Origin of the sequence: Denitraticella aggregata, from assembly GCF_048158365.1 — a bacterium.
Lineage (GTDB): Bacteria > Pseudomonadota > Gammaproteobacteria > Burkholderiales > Rhodocyclaceae > Azoarcus_F.
In genome coordinates, this window is the sequence record NZ_JBLLNL010000041.1 from 1 (window position 1) to 1091 (window position 1091).

Annotated in this window: 1 protein-coding gene; it reads right to left on the reverse strand. The window is 60.8% G+C overall.

The annotated features are described in order from the left end of the window. The coding region (locus ACKVEX_RS16555) for an IS110 family RNA-guided transposase (protein WP_473216841.1) at window positions 1–1003 on the reverse strand (1003 nt) is incomplete at its 3' end. Between the last annotated feature and the right edge of the window lie 88 nt (window positions 1004–1091).

Genomic DNA, 1091 nt, shown 5'->3' on the forward strand with positions numbered 1-1091 from the left:
AGCGCGTCACGTCAAACGGTTGGCGCTCCTTCAGGATGTGGAAGCATGCCCGCGCCAGCTTGTGCGCCAGCGCCTTGATCGCCACCACGTTGTTCGTCCTCGCCTTCTTTCGCTCGTAGAACCGTTTCGCCTCAGCGCAGTAGCGCAACGCAAAGTTGGCCGCCTCGACGAAGGCCCAAGCCAAGTACTTGTTGCCGTTCTTGGTGTTTCCTTCCCCTTTCTTCTTGCCGTTGCTGGTATGCACACTGTCGACGCAGCGCGCGTAGGAGGCGAAGTTGCCGGCGGCGGCAAAGCGGTCAATCGGTCCCGTTTCCAGCAGGATCGTGGTCGCCAGCACCTGGCCGATGCCCGGCACGCTGGTGAGCAGTGCGTACTCGGCGCGCGCCCCTACCTTTTCCTGCAGACGCTTTTCAAGAAGGTCGATCTGCGCGGAAAGCGTTGCGATGACCGCTACATTGCTCTTGATCGCCAGCGCTACATCCGCCGGTAGCGGCATCTGATCGACGAGCTCGGCCGTCAGGCGCTTGGCCTGATTGCTGCTGATACGTGCGCCGTGCTGGCGGGCCGTGATGTTCTCGATGGCGAGGATGTGCGTGGTGCGACTACGCACCAGTTGCATGCGCTTCCTGGCCAGATCGCGAACCGCACGCTGTTCCGGCGGCAGGATCGTTCCGGTCGGCAGGATCCCCAGCCGCAGAAGATGGGCAAGATAACGAGCATCGGTTTCGTCGCCGCTGTGCTTGAGCCCTTCGTACTTCGTGATCGCCGTGGTATTAGCCAGATGCACCTTGAACCCCGCCGCCTGCAGACCATCCACCAGCCAGTACCAGTTGAAGGTCGATTCGACCACGACCCCAGCCAACTCCTCTTGCCAGGGCATGAGAAATCCAACAATCTTCGCCAAGTCGTTGGGCAGACGCTTCTCCGCCACGACCCGATCTTCTTCGTCCACCACGGTCACCACGCTGTGGTTCGAGTGTAGGTCAATTCCGCTATATTTCATCTCGGCCTCCCGACGGTTAAAGCAGGTTCGCAAACTCACTTTAACTCCGCCGCCACTGCGGCGCCGGGAGGCCGGCTAGATGATTTTC